Origin of the sequence: Burkholderia sp. BKH01 (assembly GCF_025685725.1) — a bacterium.
GTDB classification, from domain to species: domain Bacteria; phylum Pseudomonadota; class Gammaproteobacteria; order Burkholderiales; family Burkholderiaceae; genus Burkholderia; species Burkholderia pyrrocinia_C.
Genome location: NZ_JAOTQT010000030.1, coordinates 40,833 through 56,020, shown reverse-complemented (window position 1 = coordinate 56,020; position 15,188 = coordinate 40,833). Strand labels below are relative to the sequence as shown.

Annotated in this window: 13 protein-coding genes; 8 read left to right on the top strand and 5 right to left on the bottom strand. The window is 67.0% G+C overall.

Annotation, left to right across the window (positions count from 1 at the left end; translation table 11 throughout):
• Positions 1 to 7: 7 nt before the first annotated feature.
• Positions 8 to 859, bottom strand: a complete 852-nt coding sequence (locus OEJ37_RS30345) for a MetQ/NlpA family ABC transporter substrate-binding protein (protein WP_263348375.1) — start codon at positions 857 to 859, stop codon at positions 8 to 10.
• 421 nt (positions 860 to 1,280) lie between these two features.
• Here OEJ37_RS30345 and OEJ37_RS30340 point away from each other — a divergent pair, with 421 nt between their 5' ends.
• From OEJ37_RS30340 to OEJ37_RS30325, 4 genes are all read left to right on the top strand, one after another.
• Complete coding sequence (locus OEJ37_RS30340) at positions 1,281 to 2,645, top strand: 2-hydroxycarboxylate transporter family protein (RefSeq protein ID WP_174421599.1); 1,365 nt, start codon at positions 1,281 to 1,283, stop codon at positions 2,643 to 2,645.
• Between the two features lie 117 nt (positions 2,646 to 2,762).
• Positions 2,763 to 4,646, top strand: coding sequence for an ATP-binding protein (locus OEJ37_RS30335; protein WP_175917063.1), 1,884 nt, complete (start codon positions 2,763 to 2,765; stop codon positions 4,644 to 4,646).
• On the top strand, positions 4,636 to 5,997 hold the full coding sequence (locus OEJ37_RS30330) for a sigma-54-dependent transcriptional regulator (RefSeq protein ID WP_263348370.1): 1,362 nt from the start codon (positions 4,636 to 4,638) through the stop codon (positions 5,995 to 5,997). The genes OEJ37_RS30335 and OEJ37_RS30330 overlap by 11 nt, the downstream gene beginning before the upstream one ends.
• 25 nt (positions 5,998 to 6,022) lie before the next feature.
• Positions 6,023 to 6,364, top strand: a complete 342-nt coding sequence (locus OEJ37_RS30325; RefSeq protein ID WP_175917065.1) for a DUF3579 domain-containing protein — start codon at positions 6,023 to 6,025, stop codon at positions 6,362 to 6,364.
• Between the two features lie 23 nt (positions 6,365 to 6,387).
• Here the strand turns inward: OEJ37_RS30325 and OEJ37_RS30320 are convergent, their stop codons facing one another.
• Positions 6,388 to 7,233 carry a nucleotidyltransferase domain-containing protein gene (locus OEJ37_RS30320; protein WP_263348366.1) on the bottom strand — a complete coding sequence of 282 codons (846 nt, stop codon included), beginning with the start codon at positions 7,231 to 7,233 and terminating at the stop codon, positions 6,388 to 6,390.
• The gene (locus tag OEJ37_RS30315; protein WP_263348364.1) at positions 7,230 to 8,366 is read right to left on the bottom strand and encodes a MarR family transcriptional regulator; all 1,137 of its coding nucleotides are present in this window, start codon (positions 8,364 to 8,366) and stop codon (positions 7,230 to 7,232) included. Before OEJ37_RS30315 ends, OEJ37_RS30320 begins: the two co-directional genes overlap by 4 nt.
• A 344-nt stretch (positions 8,367 to 8,710) precedes the next feature.
• Here OEJ37_RS30315 and OEJ37_RS30310 point away from each other — a divergent pair, with 344 nt between their 5' ends.
• Positions 8,711 to 9,562, top strand: a complete 852-nt coding sequence (locus tag OEJ37_RS30310; RefSeq protein ID WP_174421747.1) for an alpha/beta fold hydrolase — start codon at positions 8,711 to 8,713, stop codon at positions 9,560 to 9,562.
• 94 nt (positions 9,563 to 9,656) lie between these two features.
• Here the strand turns inward: OEJ37_RS30310 and OEJ37_RS30305 are convergent, their stop codons facing one another.
• Complete coding sequence (locus OEJ37_RS30305) at positions 9,657 to 10,097, bottom strand: PACE efflux transporter (RefSeq protein ID WP_174421748.1); 441 nt, start codon at positions 10,095 to 10,097, stop codon at positions 9,657 to 9,659.
• Positions 10,098 to 10,195: 98 nt separating this feature from the next.
• Between OEJ37_RS30305 and OEJ37_RS30300 the strand changes: the two genes are divergently transcribed.
• Positions 10,196 to 11,086, top strand: coding sequence for a LysR family transcriptional regulator (locus OEJ37_RS30300; RefSeq protein WP_263348360.1), 891 nt, complete (start codon positions 10,196 to 10,198; stop codon positions 11,084 to 11,086).
• Between the two features lie 19 nt (positions 11,087 to 11,105).
• Here OEJ37_RS30300 and OEJ37_RS30295 read toward each other — a convergent pair whose 3' ends face one another.
• Entirely contained in the window at positions 11,106 to 12,074 is a 969-nt protein-coding gene (locus tag OEJ37_RS30295; RefSeq protein ID WP_263348448.1) for a LysR family transcriptional regulator, read from the bottom strand.
• 140 nt (positions 12,075 to 12,214) lie between these two features.
• Here OEJ37_RS30295 and OEJ37_RS30290 point away from each other — a divergent pair, with 140 nt between their 5' ends.
• Positions 12,215 to 13,519 (top strand): MFS transporter, encoded by a 1,305-nt coding sequence (locus OEJ37_RS30290; protein ID WP_263348357.1) that lies wholly within the window; start codon positions 12,215 to 12,217, stop codon positions 13,517 to 13,519.
• An 88-nt stretch (positions 13,520 to 13,607) separates the two neighbouring features.
• The gene (locus OEJ37_RS30285) at positions 13,608 to 15,101 is read left to right on the top strand and encodes a M81 family metallopeptidase (protein ID WP_263348354.1); all 1,494 of its coding nucleotides are present in this window, start codon (positions 13,608 to 13,610) and stop codon (positions 15,099 to 15,101) included.
• Positions 15,102 to 15,188 lie beyond the last annotated feature (87 nt).

Below are 15,188 nucleotides of genomic sequence, written 5' to 3'. Positions count from 1 at the left end.
GCCTCCGTCACCACGCGATCGCGTACAGCGAGCCGAATGCGTTGTCGAGCGCCTTGCGCACGGCCGGCGAGTGCTGGTAGATCGCGATGAACTTGCGGATGCGCGGGTCGTTCACGCTGTCGGGCCGCACGACCCACTGGATCGCGAAGCTCTTGTTCTCGGTGCCGTCGAACAGCAGCGCGCTGTTCGGGTCGGTCGTGCCGGCGAGCTTGATGAAGCTCGGGTAGCCCTGCGCGAGATCGACGTCGTCGAGCGAACGCGCGAGCTGCGACGCTTCGAGCGGAATGATCTTCAGGTGCTTCGGGTTGGACACGATGTCGTGCGTCGTCGCGCGATAGTCGGCGCCCGGCTTCAGCGCGATCAGGCCCGCGCGCTGCAACAGCAACAGCCCGCGCCCGCCGTTCACCGGATCGTTCGCGATCGCGACGCGCGCGCCGTCCTTCAGCTCGGCAAAGCTTCTCACCTTCTTCGAATAGAGGCCGATCTTCATGATCGTGCCGGGTGCGATCGACACGAAGTTGTAGCCGCCCTGCTTGTTCGCGTTCTCGAGAAACGGGATGTGCTGGAAGTAGTTGACGTCGATGTCCTTGTTCGCGAGCGCCGCGTTCGGCGTATTCCAGTCGGTGAACTCGACGATCCTCACGTCGAGCCCCTGCGCCTTCGCCTCCTTCGCGGCGATCTTCAGTGCTTCGATCTGCGGGCTGGTCGAGATGCCGACCTTCAGCTGCGCCGTATCGGCGCGCGCGCCGTTCAGCAACCCGACGCCGAACAACCCGGCGAGCAGCGCGGCCGCCAGCAGGCGGGCCGGCCGCGCGAAGCGGCCGGAGGGAAAGCGGGCGGAAAAAACGGCATGCAGCATGGAAACCACTCTCCTGTCCAAAGACGGTATCGACGGATGAGCGACGCCGCGGCGAACGCGCGGGCGTTCTCCGGACAGTCGTCGTCGCATCGGAAAAGGATCAGCCGATGATAGAGAGCGGCGAGGGGGCGGTCTACGAAGCGATTGTGCGAAGAAAATCTCGCGCGGCGATATGGCGCGAGATCGGGCGCGGCCGGGCGCCTGGCCGGCCATCCGGCCGAAATCTCGGCCTGCCCGCCGCGCGAATTCCGAAATCTCGGAACGGCCTTCGCGCCATCCTTTCCGCAGACGATACAAATCCCTTATGAATCAAAGATCTGCAAACAATCCGACAGGCCGGCGCCTTGGCACGGAGGTTGCGTAATAGTCGGCACACGATGCCGCGAAGCAAAGCAGGCATTCCAACATCAGGAGACACGTCTTGCAGACCTCTATCCATACCCCGTCCCATCCCGAGCCGATTGCCGAAGCCGGCCCCGCCACGCGCGCACGCTTCTGGCCGGAAGGCTGGTGGAAGCTGATGGAAATCCGCATCGGCATCATCCCGCTGCCGGTCTACGTGATCCTGCTCGGGCTGATCGTCGGCTTCGCGGTGACGGGCAAGGTGCCCGGCGAGATCTCGATGGCGATCGCCGTGCTCGCGTTCTTCGGCTTCACGTGCGCCGAACTCGGCAAGCGCCTGCCGCTGCTGCGCAACATCGGCGCGGCCGCGATCTTCGCGACCTTCGTGCCGTCGGCGCTCACGTACTACCACCTGCTGCCGAAGCCGGTGCTGAACCTGACGGTCGAATTCACGAAATCGACCAACTTCCTGTACCTGTTCATCGCGTCGATCATCGTCGGCAGCATCCTGAGCATGGATCGCCGCGTGCTGATCCAGGGCTTCGTGAAGATCTTCATCCCGCTCGCGGCCGGCTCGGTCGCCGCGGCGATCGTCGGCACGGCGGTGGGCACCGCGCTCGGCCTCGGCGCGCGCCACACGCTGCTGTACATCGTCGTGCCGATCATGGCGGGCGGCGTCGGCGAAGGCGCGATTCCGCTGTCGATCGGCTATTCGGAACTGATGCACCTGCCGCAAGGCGAGATGTTCGCGATGGTGCTGCCGCCGGTGATGCTCGGCAGCCTGACCGCGATCATCCTGTCGGGCGCGCTCGACATGCTCGGCAAGCGCCTGCCGCACCTGACCGGCAACGGCCGCCTGCAGGTCGGCGAAACCGGCGACATGACGCCGGAAAGCGAAGAGATCCGCGGCCACGTCGACGTCACGCACATCGCGGGCGCCGGCATCACGGCGATCACGCTGTACCTCGTCGGCCTGATGGCGTTCAAGCTGTTCGGCCTGCCCGCGCCGGTCGCGATGCTGTTCCTCGCGGTGCTCGTGAAGCTCGCGCGCGCGGTGTCGCCGCCGCTGCAGGAAGGCGCGTTCGTCGTCTACAAGTTCTTCTCGACCGCCGTCACGTATCCGCTGCTGTTCGCGATCGGCGTCGCGATGACGCCGTGGGACAAGCTGACCGCCGCGTTCACGATCGTCAACGTCGTGACCATCGTGTCGACCGTCGCGACGCTGATGGGCACCGGTTTCGTGGTCGGCCGCCTGATGAAGATGTACCCTATCGACACCGCAATCGTGAACGCCTGCCATAGCGGGCAAGGCGGCACCGGCGACGTCGCGATCCTGACCGCCGCGAACCGGATGCAGCTGATGCCGTTCGCGCAGATCGCGACGCGGATCGGCGGCGCGATCGTCGTCACGGTCACGCTGATCCTGGTCGCGCACTTCGGGTGACGCACCGACGCGCGCACCGTCGCGCAGGCCGCTTCGCACGCGCCGCCGCCGGCCTTGCCGGCGCGCGGCGCGCGTCGTCAAGGCCGGCCGATTGCGGACGACCGGTTGCGGGTTTCGATGAGGGCGAACGTGCAGAAGAGCTTCAAGGGAATCCCGTGGTGGGGCTGGGCGTCGGCGGCCGTGCTGTATGTCGGCGTGGCCGGTGCGGCCGTCGATTTCGCGTGGGAACGCGCGATCGACGCGCTCGAGGAAACCGGCGCGCACCGGCTCGACCTGTATGCGTCGAGCCTGAAGAGCGAGCTCGGCCGCTTCGAGATCCTGCCCGGCCTGGTCGCGCGGCAGGACGGCGTGCGCGCGATGCTGAAGGCCGCGCCGCACGACGCGCCCGAGCTCGTGCACACGGTGAACACATACCTCGAAGCCGTGAACCGCGACGCGGGCAGCGGCGCGGTCGACGTGATCGACCTGAAAGGTGAAGTGATCGCCGCCAGCAACTGGAACGAGACGATCAGCTTCGTCGGCACCAACGTGTCGTACCGGCCGTACTTCAAGGACGCGCTCGCGCGCGGCAGCGGCCGCTTCTTCGGCATCGGCACCAACACGGGCGTGCCGGGCGTCTACTTCGCCAGCGCGGTGCGCGACGACGGCGTGCCGATCGGCGTGGCCGCCGTGAAGATCAGCGTCGATTCGCTCGAATCGGCCTGGCGCGCGCCGGGCGTCGCCGCGATGGTCGTCGATAGCAACGGCGTGGTCGTGATCTCGACCGAACCCGAATGGAAATTCACCGCGCTGCGCCCGATCACCGTGCAGCAGCAGCGCGACATCCAGGCGTCGCGGCAATACGCGGGCCGCACCGTCGACGCGCTGCCGTACCGCCGCATCGGCGACCGCAGCGCGGCCGCGTGGCTCGGCACGTTCCCCGATCCGCGCCGCGCCGGCCGCAGCACACGCTATCTGGTGATGTCGCGGCCCGCGCCGCAGGCCGGCGATTCGCTGATGGTGCTGCTCGACATCGCGGGCGCGCGACGCCAGCAGCAGACGGCGTTCGTGTTCGTCACTGGCGCGTTCCTGATCGCCGCGCTGCTGGCCGGCTACGCGATCCAGCGCCGCCGCGCGATCGTCGCAAGGCTGAATGCGCAGGACGCGCTGCGCCGCGTGAACGACCGGCTCGAGCTGACCGTCGCACAGCGCACGGCCGCGCTGACGGCCGCGAACGAGCAGATGCAGCGCGAGATCGTCGAGCGCGAGCGCACCGAGCAGCGGCTGCGCGATTCGCAGCAGGAAGTCGTGCACGCGGGCAAGCTCGCGGTGCTCGGGCAGATGGCCGCCGGCCTCACGCACGAGCTGAACCAACCGCTCGTCGCGATCCGCACGCTGTGCGACAACGCGCGCACGTTCTTCGCGCGCGGCCAGCCGGCGCAGGCGGATGCCAATCTCGAACGGATCGGCAAGCTCGTCGACAGCATGGCGGTGCTCACCGGCGAGCTGAAAACCTTCGCGCGCAAGCCCGACGTCGAGCGCGTCGCAGTGTCGCTGAACGAGGCCGTCGCGCATGCGCGGCTCATCTACGACGCGCGGATCCGCGACGAAGGCGTGCGGCTCGACGTGCACATCGCGCCCGGCACGGCGGTGTCGGCCGAATCGAGCCAGTTGCAGCAGGTGATCGTGAACCTGCTCGGCAACGCGCTCGACGCGGTGCACGACGCGCCCGTGCGTCGCATCGTCATCGAGGCGGCCGAACCGGACGACGCCGGCCGCGTGCGCTTCACGATCGCCGACAGCGGCGCAGGCATCGCGCCCGACGTGCTGCCGCACCTGTTCGAGCCGTTCGTCACGACCAAGCCGCGCGGCCAGGGCCTCGGGCTCGGCCTCGCGATCACGTCGCGCATCGTCGAGGCGTTCGGCGCGAAGATCGCCGCGACGAACCGCGACGAAGGCGGCGCGCAGTTCAGTATCGAATTCGCGGCGGCGACGCTGCAAAGGACAGAGCATGGAAGATGAGATTCGGGTGCTGGTCGTCGAGGACGATGAAAACGTCCGGATCGGCGTCGAGCAGGCTGTCGCGCTCGCCGGATTCCCGGTCGACGCGTTCGCGTCGGCCGCCGACGCGCTCGCGCACGTCGCGCCCGGCGCGCCGGTGGTGATCGTGTCGGACGTGCGGATGCCGGGCATCGACGGGCTGCAGCTGCTCGACCGCGTGATGGCCGTCGATGCGCAGATCCCGGTCGTGCTGATCAGCGGCCACGCGGATATCTCGACGGCCGTCGGCGCGATGCAGGTCGGTGCGTACGACTTCATCGAGAAGCCGTTCTCGTCGGACGTGATCGCCGGCCGCGTCGCGCGCGCGGTCGAGAAGCGCCGCCTGACGCTCGAGGTGCAGGGGCTGCGCGCGGCGCTCGACAACTGGCAGGGCATCGAGGCGTACGTGCTCGGCAAGTCGCCCGCGATGGCCGACGTGCGCAAGAAGATCCTGCGCCTCGCCGATACGTCGGTGTCGGTGCTGATCACCGGCGAAACCGGCACCGGCAAGGAACTGATCGCGCGCAGCCTGCACGACTTCGGCGGCCGGCGCGACGCGCATTTCGTCGCGCTGAACTGCGGCGGACTGCCCGAGCAGATCTTCGAGAGCGAACTGTTCGGCCACGAGGCCGGCGCGTTCACCGGCGCGATCAAGAAGCGCATCGGCAAGATCGAATGGGCGCATGGCGGCACGTTGTTCCTCGACGAGATCGAGACGATGCCGATTTCGCTGCAGATCAAGATGCTGCGCGTGCTGCAGGAGCGCGTGGTCGAGCGGCTCGGCGCGAACGAACTGATTCCGGTCGACTGCCGCGTGGTTGCCGCATCGAAGGCCGACCTCGCCGAACTCGCGGCCGACGGGCGCTTTCGCGCGGATCTGCTGTATCGCCTCAACGTCGCGCAGATCGAGCTGCCGCCGCTGCGCGAGCGGCGCGAGGACGTGCCGCTGCTGTTCGAGCATTTCGTGCTCGCGGCCGCGCGGCGCTTCGGGCAGCCGGCGCCGGTCGTCACGGCGGCACAGGTGTCCGAACTGATGACGCACGCGTGGCCCGGCAACGTGCGCGAGCTGCAGAACGTGGCCGATCGCTTCGTGCTCGGGCTGACCGGCGACAGCCTGCTGTCGTCGGGCGACGCGCCAGCCGTGGGCGGCACGCTTGCGGAACAGCTTGCGTATTTCGAGCGGATGCTGATCGAGGACATGCTGCAGCGTCACCACGGCAACGTTGCGGACGCAAGCGTCGCGCTCGGCATGCCGAAGAAGACGCTCTATCACAAGCTGCGCAACCTGCGGATTCCCGCGCGCGGCGACACGGCGGCCGACGGCGGCGAATGACGCGGACAAGGACACGCACCACAGCATGGATCGCATCGAAGTCACCGAACACGGCCGCCTCATTGGCCAAACCCGCGGCCACCTGATCCGCGGCGTCACACGCGCGCAGAAGACCTTCCGCCCCAGCGACTGGCCCGAACGCCTCGCGGGCGTCATCACGCTGTTCGTCGGCGAACGGCGGCCCGGCTATCCGTGCGCGCTGTCGCGGCTTGCGATGCCGGTCGTCGACGGCGGCGTCAAATGCCTGATCGTGTCGGACGAATTGCGCGACGTCTGCGCGGACGCGTTCGACTTCGCGATGCAGTTCGCGGCCGACAACGACCTTCCCGTCGAGCTTCAGACTGCGCCTGCGTTGGCGGTGCGCTGACGCGCAGGTAGCGCTCGGTGCGCTTAGCCTGCTTTGCCGAAAAGCGCCTCGAATCCGTTCCGACACAACCGGAGCATATCGTCGGGTTCCATCTGTCGGTCGGGCCTTGGGATATCCGCCGCTGCACGGATGGTGTCGTTCACTTCGGTGAAGAACGCCTCGACGCCCGCGTCGACTGACTTGCGCTGCGCGTCCGACAACGCGCGTTCGAGGCGCATCCAGACCGGTGCAAGTTCCTCTTCGATCGCGCCGCCAAAGAGCAGCATCGCATCGTGGATGTAGAGCACGTCCTGTGCTCGCTTTTCCGGAATCCTGTCGTCACGAATCAACAGTTTCTGGACCATGAAGCTCACCGGATTGGGGATGCGCAGGTCGGCCAGTGCCTCGCCGAGGCCCGACTCCTCGACGGGGATCGTCACGATCCAGGGCTCGTTCAGCAGTACTTCGAGATGGCGCAGCTTCTGTGCCACAACGCCAGCATTCGCCTCGGTTGCATTCTGTTCCATCTGCCTGGTCGCTTTGTTGCGCTTCATCGGGCTGCCGGTCAGCGGCGTGAGAAATTCCGCGTAAAACCCGTTGGCCGTCTCGCCCAGGGCGTAGCGCATCGCAGGCGGCTTGAACCCGCCCGCGAGATTCGGCTCCTCCTTGAAGCCCGCGCCCTCGAGCGCCTTCTTGATATCGCCTTCGAGCCTCTCGCGTTCTGCATACGCGACGTCGGCATCCTGCGTGAAGATCGGCTTGTGGTCGGATTTCCACGCACGCGGCTCATACGAATAGAGCCGAAAAGCCCAGCCCCCGATGAAAACGATTTTGGCGCGCCACGGCGCCAAAGCCCTCGCGAGATTGCTGAATTCGGCGAGTTCGCTCAACCGCCTTCTCCGGTCACGTTCGCGAGAATGCCATGCTCCAGCTCGGCAGCCTGTTCTGCGCCTCGCGCCGGATGAGCCGAAACGTCAAGCCAGATCTGAATGACGTCCGTGACTGGCAAGCCATCCCGGTAGACGACGCCACGCCCGAGCGACTGGGGAAAGCCGGACTGCTGCAGGACAAGATCAGGGCGTTCGCCCTCTTTGGCTCGGCGCAGCTGTCGCCAGTTTGCGGCCTCTGTCACGCTATGGACCCAGACCGTTGGCGGTACACCTTTGACATGACCGAAGCCGAGCGCATCGGCCGCAGCGAAAAGACCCAAAATAGCGCCTTCGTTTTTGAGCATCTTGCGCAACTGAGCGTCGGGCGCGGCCGGCGAAAGGAACTTCATGGGCAGCGCCGGTGCCGGCCTCTGATATTCAGCCTTCCAGCGTTTCGCGAGTTTGCGCCGTTGCACGACTTTCAGGAATGGCTTCGTCTCGATGAAACCCTCCTGCTTCAGCGCATGGATCAGCCGCGTAGCCGTCATGACCGAGACGCCGGCGGCACGCGCAAGCTCGGTCGCCGTGGTGTAATGCCTGCCCTCCGCGCCGATGAGGTCCTCGCGCTTGATATCGATCGCCAGCAGAAGTTTGAGCATCCACTGGTTGAGATCCGAGAATGCCAGTCCCGGCTGGACATCGTGACTGCGGCTGTAGGAACGAGTCGGTTGGTCCGGGCGCTCGGAAATGTCCAAACCCGGGAACCGCACATATCGGGTTCCGTCCATCGAGAGGATCGCGAAGGATTCTCGGTCGGCGAACGCCGCGTGGAAATCGACCAGTCGGTTGATAAGCGACGGCGAAGCGCGACTGACCCAAACCAGGATGGCGGGCCGCATTTTCTGCTGCTTCGCATAGGCGCGTGCCTCGAGGAGCGCTTGGGCAAAGAACGCCGTGACGCGATCGGCGCGCCCCTCGTTGAACGTCTTGAGGACCGCGAGGTACGTTTGGCCTCTGCCATTGCTCAGGATGAGGTCCCCGCCACGATCCGACCCCGTCATGTCCGTCACGCGCCATCCATCGGCTTTCTCGAACAGCGTCCGGAAAGCATCCAGCGCCGGACGCTCCGGCAATTGGTTTGACAGCGGTCCCATATCGCACTCACTTGGCCACGTGAAATCACTTGGACATGTTAAATAACACGGCCATGTTATGACTATCCCGAGCGTGCTGCAAGTGGCGCTCAGCGCCACTTTCGCGCCGTCACTGTCGCCGCCCTACGCTTTGCCGACTGGCGTCATGCCGAAACCATCACTGGTAGGAATGGAATGCCGGCGCACCAAGACCGTACGGGGGCCACCAACCCTCTCGCTCCGACAAGGGCTTTCAGCCGAGCCATCAATAAAATTGATCGCCACGATGAAAATTATGCGTTTTCCTTGCAGGTCGCCGTGATGCATAGTTGCGTCGTGTTGACGCACCTTTGAGTCTTTCAGTCATGAACATGCGAATCGAGCCGTCCGTGCTCGCGAACCCCGACCTGCAATTTGCGACGCTTTCGTCAGGCATCAGCCTGCCGTATGTCGAGCGGGGCAGCGGCGCGCCGATGGTGTTCGTGCACGGCTCGCTGTGCGACTACCGCTACTGGGATCCGCAGCTCGCATCGCTGTCGGCCCACTACCGCTGCATCGCGCCGAGCCTCAGCCATTACTGGCCGGCCGTCGAAGCGGGCATCCAGGACGAGTTCAGCTGGCAGAACCACGTCGACGAGCTCGCCGAATTCATCGACGCGCTCGATCTCGGCCCCGTGCACCTGGTCGGTCATTCGCGTGGCGGCAGCGTCGCGTTCAACGTCGCGCGCCAGCATCCGCATCTCGTCGACACGCTGACGCTCGCCGATCCGGGCGGCCCGCTGCAGCAGCAGGGCGTGCGCGAAGCCGCGCTGCCGGCCGCCGCGATCGCGCTGCGCACGAAGGCCGTGAACCTGATCGGGCAAGGCGACGTCGAGTCCGGCCTCGAGATGTTCGTCGATTCCGTGAGCCTGCCGGGCGCATGGAAAAAGAGCACGTCGCGCTTCCGCACGATGGCGATCGACAACGCGAGCACGCTGCCGAAGCAGTTGCGCGATCCGCTGCCCGCGTATTCGCAGCACACGGCCGGCGATATCGCATGCCGCACGCTGCTGATCGACGGCCAGCGCAGCCCGAAGATGTTCCGCAACAACGTCGACACGCTGTCGCAGTGGATCGGCGATGCGCAACGGCAGACCGTCGCCGGCGCGTCGCACGGGATGAACGCGGCCAGCCCCGCGGTGTTCAACCGTTTCGTGCACGAGTTCGTCGCCGCGTAACGCGCTCGGGCGGCATTCGTTCCACCCGCTACTCCCCTTCTCTTTCGACGCGAAACGATGCGGGCTGCCCCGCATCGCTTCGCGCTCCCATGCGTTACGCGACCGGCTCGGCCTTGCGCGTCACCGCATCCGGCAGCCCGAACACGCTGTCGAACAACCAGTTGTACGCGAACGTGAAGATCGGGAAGAACACGATCAACACCGCGTCGAACAGGAACGCCTGCACCAGCGACACGTCGAGCCACCACGCGATCAGCGGGATCAGGAACGTCACGAGCGCGACCTGGAAACCGACCGCGTGCAGCACGCGCCGCCCGACGGTGCGCGTCGTCGCCGCGCGCCGCCGTTCCCACGCCTCGAACGCGAGGTTGTACAGGAAATTGACGGTGACGCCCGTCGTCGAGATCATCACGCCCAGCAGGCCGCTCGTTTCGGCGCTCGCGCCGCTCAGCACGCCGAGCACCGTCGACGCGATCAGGATGCCGAGCACCTCGAACATCACGACGTAGACTATGCGTCGCTTCCAGCCTTGCATGAACATCCCCTTCGAATCGAACAAGGTGGCGAGACTAGCAGCGGGTACCCTGTCCGCCAAAGTCAGGTCCTTTCAATTTTTCTGACAGGAGGCCGCGCATGCTGACCAGCGACCACATCGACATGCTGCTGACCGTCATCGACAAAGGCTCGTTCTCGGCGGCCGCTCGCGCGCTCGGCCGCACGCCGTCGGCGGTCAGCATGGCGATCGCGAACCTCGAGGCCGAACTCGACCTCGTGCTGTTCGACCGCGGCACGCGCGAACCGACGCCGACCGCTGCAATGGCCGCGCTGTTGCCCGATGCACGCTCGATCGCCGAACGGCTGCACGCGTTGCGCGCACATGCGCAGCACCTGTCGGAAGGCGTCGAGGACACGCTGCGGCTCGGGCTCGCGGCGGAACTCGACGGCGCGCCCGTCGCCCGCGCGCTGACGGCAGTCGCCGCGAAGTATCCGGCGCTCGCGATCAGCATCGTCACGGCGCCGCAGGACGCGATCGTCGACGCGCTGCATCGTGGCGCCGTCGACCTGTGCGTCGCGTACGGCGGGCTCGACCTGCATCCGCAGGAACAGATCCACGCGCTGTGGACCGAAACGCTCATTGCAGTCGCCGCGCCGAGCCATCCGCTGATCGCCGAAACCGCGCATCCTGAAGCGATCGAGCGGCTGTCGGGCTTCCGGCAGATCGTGATCGCCGATCCGGAGCGACCGTTGACCGACGTGCGGCCCGTGATCGGCAACCGCACGTGGAAGGTGACCGACATGGCCACGGCGCTCGCGCTCGCGACAGCCGGTCATGGGTGGGCGAACCTGCCCGCATCCGTGATCGGCCGATACGTTGTCGACGGCGCACTCGCGCCGCTCGCGTTCACGAACATCCGCAACGGGCTGCCGCTGCCCGTATACCTGCGGCGGCCGAAGCATACGGGGCTCGGCAAGGCGGCCAGCGAACTGGTTCGCGCGCTGCGCGCCGCCGGCGACGCTGCCTGAGCAGCGGCGGCGGCGCACGCTAATGCGCGCGTCTGGCCGCCCGCGGCCGCTTGGTGGCCTTGTCCCGGCCCACGCCGTGCGCCGCGAACATCTTCATGTCGTGCAGCAGGCAGTTCAGCAACGTGTCGGCCGCGACGCCGAGGGGCCGCCCCACCTTCACCAGCAGTCGCGCCTTGGCGGAATCGAATAACGGATGCGCGATCGGCAGCGCGACGAGTTCACCGCTCTCCAGTTCGCGGTACGCCGCGAACGCGCCGATCAGCGTGATCCCGTCATGGCGCTTCACGAAGTGGCGCAGCACGGCGAGGGAATTGGTCGTCAGCGTCGGGCGGATCGACAGGTTCTCCGTATAGGCGAGCATTTGCGCAACCTGGCCGAGGCCGAATGCCGGTGGCATCAGCGCAAGCGGATACTCGCAGAGTTCGTGCGCGCGGACCGCACCGCCGCGCACCGCGAGCGGATGGCCGGCGTGAACGAGCGCCACCACCGGCTGCGACGAGGTGGCGAGATACTCGATCTCCGGATGGGCCGGGGGGTTATACGCAAGCCCGACATGCGCGCGGCTCTCGGCCACCTCCTGCAGCACGCTGTTGACGGGCAACACGTCGACGATCACGTCGAGCTTCGGATAGCGCATGCAGAAATCGGTCAGCACCTCGTCCATCAGCACGTCGACATAGCCTTCGCTGGTCACGATGCGCACCTGGCCGGATTGCAGCCGCCGCAACGCCTGCAGGCGCTCCTCGAACAATTCCTGCTGCGAGCGGCAGCCGCGCCAGTATTCGAGCAGATGCGCGGCGGCCTCGGTCGGGCGCACGCCGCGCGCCTGACGCTCGAACAGCACGACGCCGATTTCTTCCTCGAGCAGGCGAATCTGCCGCGTGATCACGGACGGCGCGGTATTGATGCTGTCGGCCGCGCCGCGGATCGAGCCGTGGGTCAGGACTTCATGAAAGTAGCGCAAGCGGCGCTGGTTCAGTTCGCGCATGGAGATTCCGGTTTGCCGTATGTGTTGCCCGTCGAGCAACATTAGCTCACTTAAGTTGCTCTTGCTCTGCTTTTTCGTCTCTCCGACGATGCGGCAATCGAGATCGATGCCGCAAGACGCCCACGCCACAGGAGACCGACATGTCCGCCGTCCCATCCTCCCGCCATCCGGCCGCGCACGACAGCGCGTCCGTACAGGCGCTGTATCGCAAGCTGAACTGGCGCCTGCTGCCGCTCCTGTTGCTGTGCTACACGTTCGCGTATCTGGATCGCGTGAACATCGGCTTCGCGAAGCTCCATATGCAAAACGCGCTCGGCTTCTCCGACGCGGCCTACGGCCTCGGCGCGGGCATCTTCTTCCTCGGCTACGTGCTGTTCGAGATTCCGAGCAACCTGATGCTGCCGAGGATCGGCGCGCGCAAGACCATCAGCCGGATCATGGTGCTGTGGGGCCTGACGTCAGCCGCCATGATGTTCGTGCACGACGTGACGTCGTTCTACGTGCTGCGCTTCCTGCTCGGCGTGTTCGAAGCCGGCTTCGCACCGGGCATGATCTTCTACCTGACCTACTGGTACGGCCCGCGGCGAATGGCCGGCGTGATGGCCGTCGTGATGCTCGCCGGCCCCATCGGCGGCATCGTCGGCTCGCCGCTGTCGACCTGGCTGATGACCGCCCTCGACGGCGCGCACGGGCTGGCCGGCTGGCAATGGATGTTCGTCGCCGAGGGCCTGCCGTGCGCCGTGCTCGGCGTGCTCGTGTTCAAGGTGCTGGCCGACCGGCCGGCCGACGCGGCCTGGCTGACCGACCGCGAGAAAAGCCTGCTCGCGGCCGAACTGCACGCGCCCGCTGCCGGTCACCACGCGTTCGGACAGGCGGCGCGCGACCCGCGCGTCTACCTGCTGGCCTTCGCGTACTTCACGATGATCTGCGGAATCTACGCGGTCAGCTTCTGGCTGCCGTCGATCCTCAAGGCGAACGGCGTGACCGACACGATGCAGATCGGCTTCTATTCGATGATTCCGTACATCGGCGCCGCATGCGCGATGCTCGTGATCGGCCGGCGCTCGGACCGCCGCGGCGAACGTCGGCTGCACAGCGCGGTGTCGGCGCTGGCAGGCGCCGCCGCATTGGCCGCCGCGACCTGCGCCGACGGCAATCTTGCGGTATCGCTCGTCTGCATGACGATCGCCACGGCGTTGTTGTGGGCAGCCTACACGGTGTTCTGGGCGATCCCGTCGCAATACCTGACGGGCAACGCGGCCGCGGGGGGCATCGCGCTCATCAACACGATCGGCCTGTTCGGCGGCTTCCTCAGCCCGACCGTCATCGGCGAGATCCGCACCGCGACCGGCAGCATGCAGGCGGGGCTGCTGGTCATCGTTGCGTTGATGGTCGCAGGCGCCGTGGCGCTGATCATGAACCGCCTGCCCGCCGCGGCGCGATGACATGACGCGCCGCCGCGCGGCGCGGCACCGCCGGCCGTGCCGGCGCACGCGTGCCGCCTGCACCCATCGTTTTCCTGGAATCAGTCTCATGACCACACGCATCCTGATTGCCGGTTTCCAACACGAAACCAACACTTTCGCGCCCACCAAGGCCGCCTATGCAAACTTCGAACGCGGCGAGGGGTTTCCGGCCCTGGTGCGCGGCGCGGACGTGCTCGCGCTGCGCGACGTCAACATTCCGGCGGGCGGCTTCATCCACGCTGCCGAGCGGCGCGGCTGGACCTTGCTGCCGGTGATCTGGGCGGGCGCGAGCCCGTCGGCGCATGTCACCGAGGATGCGTTCGAGCGCATTGCCGCCGAGATCGTCGATGCAGCGCGGCGCGGCGGCTGCGACGCGGTGTATCTCGATCTGCACGGCGCGATGGTCGCCGAGCATACGGACGACGGCGAAGGAACCTTGCTCGACCGCGTCCGCAACGCGGTCGGCCCGGCCGTGCCGGTGGTCGCCTCGCTCGACCTGCACGCGAACGTGACCAACCTGATGCTGAGCCGTGCCGACGCGCTGGTGGCCTTTCGCACCTATCCGCACGTGGATATGGCAGAGACCGGCGAACGCGCGGCCGTGCTGCTCGAACGCCTGCTCGCGGGCGGCGGCCCGCTGCGTCGCGCGGCGCGGCGGCTGCCGTTCCTGATTCCGATCAACGGGATGTGCACGCTGCTCGATCCCGCGCACGACATGTACGCGCGCCTGACGGCGCTGGAGACGGGCGGCGTGGTCTCGCTGTCGTTCGCGCCCGGCTTTCCGGCAGCGGATTTCCCCGAATGCGGGCCGGTTATCTGGGGCTACGGCGACGCCGACGCGATCGACACGGCCGTGCAGGCGCTGTACGACAAGATGCTGGCCGACGAGGCGAAGTGGCAGGTGCCGTTCCTGTCGCCCGACGACGCCGTGCGCGAGGCCATGCGGCTCGCGGAGGGCGCGAGCAAGCCCGTCGTGATCGCCGACACGCAGGACAACCCCGGCGCGGGCGGCGATTCCAATACGACGGGCCTGCTTCGCGCGTTGCTGCGCAACGGCGCGCGAGACGCGGCGCTGGGCTTGCTGTGGGATCCGGCTGCCGCTGCGGCAGCCTGGCGAGCCGGTGTCGGCGCCAGCCTCGAATTGTCGCTCGGCGGCTCGGGCGTGCCCGGCGACGAACCGTTTCACGGGTGCTTCGAGGTCGTCGCGCTGTCCGACGGCGTGTGCCGCTACGACGGCCCGATGATGAACGGCATGCAGGCCGACGTCGGGCCGGTGGCCTGTCTGCGGATCGACGGCGTGCGAATCGTCGTGAGCGGCGGCAAGGCGCAGATGCTCGATCGCAATCTGTATCGCGTGGGCGGCGTCGAGCCGGAAGCGATGAAGATCCTGGTCAACAAGAGCTCGGTGCATTTCCGCGCCGACTTCCAGGACATCGCGCATGCGGTGCTGGTCGCCAAGGCGCCGGGACCGATGCAGGCCGACCCCGCGGACCTGCCGTGGACCCGCCTCGCGCGGGGGATGCGGACGAAGCCGATGGGAGATGCGTTCGCGGGAACGTGACGCGCTCGAACGCTGCCGGTTCGTCGAAGCAGTTCCGGTTCGCGGGATGGTGTATTGCCGCCCTGCGCGTTGCAGGCGGCAAAGCCC